Consider the following 6,997-nt stretch of genomic DNA (forward strand, 5'->3'; position numbering starts at 1 on the left):
GACCGGCACTCCGACGAGGTCGCCGAGCTGCGCGCCCGCCTCAGCGCCGTCGAGGACCACGACGCCCGGCTGACGGCCCGCCTGAAGGCGCAGGCCACCCAGCGGCACCACCGCGTCCGGTCGTCCTTCGCCGTCCTCCTCGTCCTGCTGGCCTGCGTGCTGACGCCGCTGAGCGTGGCCGCCGCCTGGACCAAGTCCCAGATCACCGACACCGACCGGTACGTCGCCACGATGGCGCCGCTCGCCCGGGACCCGGCGATCCAGGCGGCCGTCACCGACCGGGTGACCACCGAGATCATGAAGCACATCCCGGTCGAGTCGCTGCTGGAGTCGGTCGCGCCCGACGACCGGCCCCGTCTGAGCGCACTGCTCGGCCCCGTCAGCCAGGCGCTCACCAGCGGACTCACCGGATTCGTGCACGACCGCGTCGAGCAGCTGGTCGGGAGCGACGCCTTCGCCACCGTCTGGACGGAGATCAACCGCAACGCGCACGCGGCCGTCGAGAAGATGCTGACCGGGCACGGCGGCGGGGCCGTCGCGATCAAGGACGACACCGTGGTGCTGGACCTCGCGCCGCTGATCGACCGGGCGAAGACCCGACTGATCGACAGCGGTCTGTCGGTCGCCTCGAAGATCCCCGAGGTGCACACCGAGTACACCCTGGTCCAGTCGGACGCCATCCCCAAGGTCCGGACCGCCTTCCGGCTGCTGGACCTGGCCGGTTTCTGGCTGCCAGTGCTGACGGTGGCCTGCGCGGTCGCCGGTGTCCTGCTGGCCGTCCGACGGCGCAGGGCCGCCGTCACCGTCGCCCTGGGCATCGCCGGCGGCGCACTGGTCCTGGGCATCGGGCTCTCCGTCTTCCGGGCCGTCTACCTCGACAAACTGCCGGCCGGTGTCGACCAGGCGGCGGCCTCGGCGGTCTACGACGCGCTGGTGCGGTACCTGCGGTCGGCCGTCCGGGTGGTGATCGCGCTCGGTCTGCTGGTCGCCCTGGGTGCCTGGCTCAGCGGCCCCGGGCGCTGGGCCAGGACGGTGCGGGGCATGTGGGCGTCCGGGCTGGCCGCCGTCCGGCACAGCGCGGAGCGGGCCGGGCTCCGGTTCGGGCCGGTCGGCCGGTTCGTGCACCGCTGGAAGACGTGGCTCGGCTGGGTGGCGGTGGCCGGTGCGGCGCTGGCGTTCCTGTTCTGGAGCTACCCGACCGCCCTGGTGACCCTCTGTCTGGCGCTCGCGCTACTGGCGGTGCTCGCGGTCCTGGAGTTCCTGGACGAACCGGGCGGCGGCGCGGGACACCCGGCCTGAAGGAGGAGGCCCGGGATCGGCCTGAGGGACGATCACCCCGGCCGCCCACCGTCCTACGCTCGACACCGTGTGGGGAACGCGAGGGATCGGACTCCGGCTGCTGCGGCCCGCGCTCGTGGTGTCCGGGCTCGGCTATCTGCTGCTGGCGGGCGGGGCGGGCGGCCCGGGCCTGCTGGACGCCGTCGACCGGGCGGTGGGCGTGGGCGCGCTGGTGCTGGCCACGGTCGGCGGGCGGTGGCCGTTCGCCGTGGCGCTCGGTCAGTGCGCGCTGATGGCGCCGCTGGTGGCGCACCCCGTCCAGATCGAGGTCAAGGTCGGCGCCGCGGCGGCGTTCTTCGAGCTGGCCGTCCGCCAATGGGGCCCCCGGGTCGGGTGGGCGGTCGGCGTCCTCCTCGCCGTGCAGCTGGCGCACGCCTGTACGGGGCTGCCCGGCGGCGTGGTGGGCGCGTGCTACCGGGCGGCGGTGGTCGGCGGCGTGCCGGTCCTGCTGGCCGGCTACATCCGCTCGGCCCAGCAGGCCACCCGGGCGGCCCAGGCGCGGGCCCGCGAGGCCGAACGGAACCGGGACCTCGCCGAATGGGGCGCCCGGATGGGCGAACGCGCCGCCATCGCGCGCGAGTTGCACGACATGGTGGCCCACCACCTGGCCTCGACGGTGCTGCGGGTCGGGATCGCCCGGCACGTCCTGCCGTCCGCCGACCCCCGGATGACCGCCGTCCTGGACGACGTGCACGCCTCCGCCACCACCGCGCTGACCGACCTGCGGCGGCTGCTCACCGCGTTGCGCGAGCCCGACGCCGGACAGCTGGCCCCCCTTCTCGCCGACACCGCCAACCTGCCGGCCACCGTGCACGGCGTGGTCGAACGGTCCCGGCAGGCCGGCCTGCGGATCGACGCGGACATCGGCGGGCGGCTCGCGGAGCTGGACGCGCTCGGCGGCCTGACGGTGCTGCGGCTGGTGCAGGAGGGCCTGGCCAACGTCGCCAAACACGCCGGGCCCGCCACCCGGGTACGGTTGCGGGCCACCACGGAGGGCGCCCGGGTGCGGCTGGAGCTGGAGAACGAACTACCGGACGACACGGCGGAGAAGGGGCGGACGGACATGAACGGCGGGCACGGGCTGCTCGGCATGCGCGAGCGGGTGGCGCTGGTCGGCGGGACGATCGAGACCGGACCGGTGCCGGGCGGATGGCGGCTGGCCGCCTCCTGGCCGTTCCCGGAGGGAGCCGGGTCTCCACCGGCACCGTCACCCGTACCGGCGCCGTCACCCGTACCGACGCCGTCACCCGTACCGACCCCGGCGGCACCGCCCCGGGTCCGCGGAGGAGCCGCATGACCGGCATCCCGAACGGCCGCCCCGCGGCCACCGGCGCCGCGACCGCCGATCCCGCGCGCCCCGGCCCCACGGCCGTCGGCGGCCCCGCGACCATCGGCGTCCTGATCGTCGACGACCAGCAGCTCGTCCGGGCCGGTGTCCGGATGCTCTGCGAGTCCGCCCCCGACCTGACCGTGACCGGTGAGGCCGCCGACGGCGCCCACGCCGTCGACCTGGCCCTGCGGCTCCGGCCGGACGTCGTGCTGATGGACCTGCACATGCCCGGCACCGACGGCATCACGGCCACCCGCGAACTCCATCGCCTGCTCCCCGCCACCCGGGTCGTCGTCCTCACCACCTTCGACGACGACGACCGCCTCTACCCGGCGCTCGCCGCGGGCGCCTGCGGGTTCCTCGCCAAGGACGTCGAACCGGCCGCCGTCCTGGACGCGGTGCGGCGGGCGGCGGTCGGGGAGAGCCCGTACAGCCCCGAGGTGCTGCGCCGGGTGGTGGCCCGGGCCGCCACGGACTGGACCGGCGAGGACGGCCGGCGGCAGCCGGTGGCCCGGTTCACCGGGCGCGAGCACGAGGTGCTGCGGCACATCGCGGGCGGGCTGTCGAACATCGAGATCGCCGAGCGGATGCACCTCGGAGTGACCACGGTGAAGACGCACGTCTCCAACCTGATGGCCAAGACCGGCAGCCCGAACCGGGTCCGGCTGGCGGTACTGGCGATCCGGCAGGGGCTGGCGGGCTGACCCGGACCACGCCCCACGCCCCTCGCGCCACGCCCCCCGCCCCTCGGACGGAGCAGCCCGGCGGGCGGGCACCGGTCGGCGTGCCGCACGCTGGCGGGGATGTCCGCCGACCAGTCTCCACCGCAGCCACCGTCGCAACCGACCCCACGGCAGCCGCCCGTGCAGCCGCCCGGGGACCGCGTCGACCGACGGGCCTGGGGCCTGCTGCTGGGCTCGTTCACCCTGCTGATGATCGGCTACTTCACCCTGCCGCTGCGCACCCTCGGCGACGACCGGCCGGTGCTCAGCTGGTTGGTCTTCGCAGCCGCCCTCGTCCTGCTCTCCGCCCTCCTGCTCGCCAGGATCGCCGACATGCTGCGCGGCACCGGCCACCACCCGGGCGTCTGGCTGGTGTTCCTGATCTGCCTCGCGCTGACCGTCTTCGCCGGCAGCTACTACGTCCTCGCCGCCCATGCCGGCGAGTTCGACGGCCTGAACACCCGGCTCGACGCGCTCTACTTCACGATCGTCACCATGGCGACGGTCGGGTACGGGGACATCACCGCGGAGGGGCAGGGGCCGCGTCTGGTGGTGATCATGCAGATCGTCTACAACTTCGTCTTCCTGGCCGCGGCCGCCGGAGTGCTGAGCAGGCACATCCGCAGCGGCGTCGAACAGCGCGTGCGGCGGCACGGCCCGGGCTGACACCGCCGCGGCCACCCAGGCCCGGGGGCTCACCGCCGACCCGGGGCTCAGCGGCGGCCTGGGCTCAACGGCTCGTGTCGATGACGCAGAACCTGTTGCCGTCCGGGTCCGCCAGGACCACGAAATCCGGGTCCTCCGGGTAGAGGTCCCAGTCCACCCGCTGCGCGCCGAGCCCCACCAGCCGCTCGACCTCGGCCGCCTGGTCCGCCGCGTCGTCGGCGTACAGGTCGAGGTGGACCCGGGGGTGCTCCTGGACGGCCGACTCGCTGCGCCCGAGCGCCACCTGGACACCCGTCCCGCCGGGCGCGACCAGGACCACCCAGCGGTCCCCGACCTCCTCGCCGCCCCGCGGCGCGTACCCCAGGGCCTCGCCCCAGAACGCCGCCGCCCGCCGTACGTCCGCCACTCCGAGCACCACCGAACCGATCTTCAGCATGCGGGCGATTTTGCCAAACGGTCGACCGATCGGGGGCCGGATCCGGCTAGCGTCGAGACATCCACCGACCCGAGGCGAGAGCCTCCACCGGAGAGAGGCATGCCATGAACCCGGTCGACCTGTTCCGCACGGCGTCCACACTGCCGCAGGCCTGGAGTTCGCGCGCGCTGGGCGACGTGGGGACCGCCCGCGTCAAGGTCCTGCGGATGGACGGGACGGGGGTGGCGGAGGAGGTGCACGATGTCGCCGAGGTGCTGCTGGTCCTCGACGGCCGGTTGGAACTGACCGTCGATGGCGCCGACCTGTCCGTGCGGCCGGGCGAGCTGTGCGTCGTGCCGGCCGGCGCACGCCACACGGTCCGGGAGGGGAGCCTGGGGACGCTCGTCATCGTGGAGTCGACCGCGGCATGACGGCGGGGTGCGCTCCGCCCCCGCCCACCCGTCGCGGCCTGCCGACGCCCGCTCCCCGAATCGTCATCGGACGATCACCACGCACCCGGGCCCTGCCGACCACCCCGTGTCGGCCCGTGTGGCCCGGCGCCCCCTCGTGGCGTCGAGGCGGCTCCTGCGGGACTTCGGGGCGAGGTCCCGGCCTGCTAGTCCTCCTCGTCGTCGGCGGTGGCGTTGAGGGAGGTGATCAGGGAGGAGAGCCGGGAGTTCCAGTTCTGGTAGGTCTGACCGTCGATGGCGTGCTTCCGGGCGAGGTCGCGGACGGTCTTCTGGGCGCCCTTCAACTCGCGGACGGCGCTGTCGGTCTGCCCCTCGTTGAGCCGGGCGGTGGCGTCGTCCAGCGTCCGGAGCAGGTCGACCTGACGGCTGCGGTCCTTCTCCACCTGGGTCTGGGCGATGCTCTGGCGCAGGGCGTTGATCTGGACCAGTGGAGCCGGGTTGTGCGGCGCCGGCGTGGTGGGGCGGGCACTGGTGGGCGTGCTGGTGGGTGTCGACGACGGGGTCGGGGTCGCGGTCGGCGTCTGGGTGGGCGCGGTCGGCGTCGGCGTGGTCGCCGTCGCGCTGGCGCTGACGCCGGGTCTGGCACCCGCGGCCGGGGCTCCCGGGTCGTCGAAGGCCGTGAGCGCGATCATCGCGGCGCCGGCGATCCCCACCAGGCCGAGGGCACCGAAGATCAGCGGCTTGCGCCGGTCCTCCTGGACGGGCTCGGGCACCGACCGCGGGGCCGGTACGGGCGCCATGACCGAGGTCGCGGCAGGCGGCCGGGGCGCCGGGGGCTGCGGCGGAAGGAACGCGGTGTGCTGCTGGTCCGCGACCGGGTAGGCCTGCGGCACGGGCACCGCCGCGAGGAGTTCCGTGGTCGGGTCGGCGACCATCAGCCCCGGTATGCAGGAGAGCAGTTCGGCGCGCGCGGAGGCCGCGTCGGCCGGCCGGTCGGCCGGGTTCTTGGCGAGCAGCCGCAGCACGGCGGCGTCCAGCGCGGGCGGCAGGCCCGGCCGCCGGGCCGAGGGCGGCAGCGGCAGTTCACCGACGTGCTTGTAGGCGATCGCCACCGGCGTCTCGGCGACGAACGGCGGGGCACCGGTGAGCATTTCGGTCAGGACGCAGCCGATCGCGTACAGGTCGGTACGGCCGTCGAGGGGACTGGCGGTGGCCTGCTCGGGCGAGAGGTAGGCGGCGGTGCCGAGCACGGAGGCGGCCTGGGTGAGGTTGTGGGAGGAGCCGGCCCGGGCGATCCCGAAGTCGACGACCTTCACCCCGCCGTCGTCCGTGATCATGATGTTGCCGGGCTTGATGTCCCGGTGCACCAGGCCGGCGCCGTGCGCGACGGCCAGGCCCTCGCAGACCGCGGCCGCGATCCCGACCGCCTGCTCGACCGGCAGCCCGGGCCGCTGGGCCAGCAGTGCGGCCAGCGAGCAGCCCTGGACGAGCTCCATCACGATGTACGGCGAGCCCTGGTCGACCCCCGAGTCGAAGACCATGACGATCCTCGGGTGGACCAGCATGGCGGCGTGCTGCGCCTCGCGGCCGAACCGCTCGGCGAACCGCGGGTCGTCGGCGAGGCCCCCGTTGAGGACCTTGACCGCCACCTGGCGGCCCAGCACGTGGTCCACCCCGCGCCAGACGGTGGCCATGCCGCCGACGCCGAGCATCTCGACGAGTTCGTAACGCCCGTTCAGCGCCCGTCCGATCACCTGGAACTCCCCTCACGCGCCCTGTCCGGGGCCCGGACCGCCTCGTTCACCTGTGCACGATAGCCCCCGCGGGCGACGCGCCCGGGCGGCGGCAGCGGCCGGGGAAGTCCGGGAACACGGGGCGGCGGCGGTCCCGGCGGCCCGTCGGAGGGGGGAAGACGGCCGGGGAACCGGGCAGCGGATCCCCGGCCGCCGGCTCGTGGTCGTACCAGGTGACGGTCACGGTCGGGTCCAGGTGCGGAGCTGTGGAGCTGTGGAGCTGAGCAGTCGGCGGTGCGGGGGTGCCGGCCCGCCCCGGCTGGGGGGGGGCGGGCCGGGGGGGGTCCGGCCCCGCCCGGCCCGGGGGGGGGGAGTATAAACAA

Annotated in this window: 7 protein-coding genes; 5 read left to right on the top strand and 2 right to left on the bottom strand. The window is 74.8% G+C overall.

Translation table 11 applies throughout. From position 1 onward, the window contains the following. The 4 genes from ACFWOG_RS38195 to ACFWOG_RS38210 form a co-directional block, all read left to right on the top strand. Positions 1-1,299, top strand: a 1,299-nt coding sequence (locus tag ACFWOG_RS38195) for a hypothetical protein (RefSeq protein ID WP_380364106.1), incomplete at its 5' end; no start/stop codon positions are given. A gap of 67 nt (positions 1,300-1,366) precedes the next feature. Beyond that, positions 1,367-2,635 carry a sensor histidine kinase gene (locus tag ACFWOG_RS38200; RefSeq protein WP_380364108.1) on the top strand — a complete coding sequence of 423 codons (1,269 nt, stop codon included), beginning with the start codon at positions 1,367-1,369 and terminating at the stop codon, positions 2,633-2,635. Next, entirely contained in the window at positions 2,632-3,372 is a 741-nt protein-coding gene (locus tag ACFWOG_RS38205; protein WP_329885643.1) for a response regulator transcription factor, read from the top strand. The genes ACFWOG_RS38200 and ACFWOG_RS38205 overlap by 4 nt, the downstream gene beginning before the upstream one ends. A gap of 159 nt (positions 3,373-3,531) precedes the next feature. Further along, positions 3,532-4,056: a potassium channel family protein gene (locus tag ACFWOG_RS38210; protein ID WP_329885644.1), complete on the top strand. Its 525-nt coding sequence runs from the start codon at positions 3,532-3,534 to the stop codon at positions 4,054-4,056. 64 nt (positions 4,057-4,120) lie between these two features. On the opposite strand, the gene ACFWOG_RS38215 is transcribed toward ACFWOG_RS38210, so the two are convergent. Then, on the bottom strand, positions 4,121-4,492 hold the full coding sequence (locus ACFWOG_RS38215) for a VOC family protein (protein ID WP_380364111.1): 372 nt from the start codon (positions 4,490-4,492) through the stop codon (positions 4,121-4,123). A 104-nt stretch (positions 4,493-4,596) separates the two neighbouring features. Between ACFWOG_RS38215 and ACFWOG_RS38220 the strand changes: the two genes are divergently transcribed. Then, positions 4,597-4,902, top strand: a complete 306-nt coding sequence (locus tag ACFWOG_RS38220) for a cupin domain-containing protein (RefSeq protein ID WP_380364113.1) — start codon at positions 4,597-4,599, stop codon at positions 4,900-4,902. Positions 4,903-5,087: 185 nt separating this feature from the next. Here the strand turns inward: ACFWOG_RS38220 and ACFWOG_RS38225 are convergent, their stop codons facing one another. Continuing rightward, a complete protein-coding gene (locus ACFWOG_RS38225) occupies positions 5,088-6,635 on the bottom strand; it encodes a protein kinase (protein WP_380364115.1) in 1,548 nt (515 codons plus the stop codon). Between the last annotated feature and the right edge of the window lie 362 nt (positions 6,636-6,997).

The sequence above is a fragment of the Kitasatospora sp. NPDC058406 genome, from assembly GCF_042722765.1.
GTDB lineage: Bacteria > Actinomycetota > Actinomycetes > Streptomycetales > Streptomycetaceae > Kitasatospora.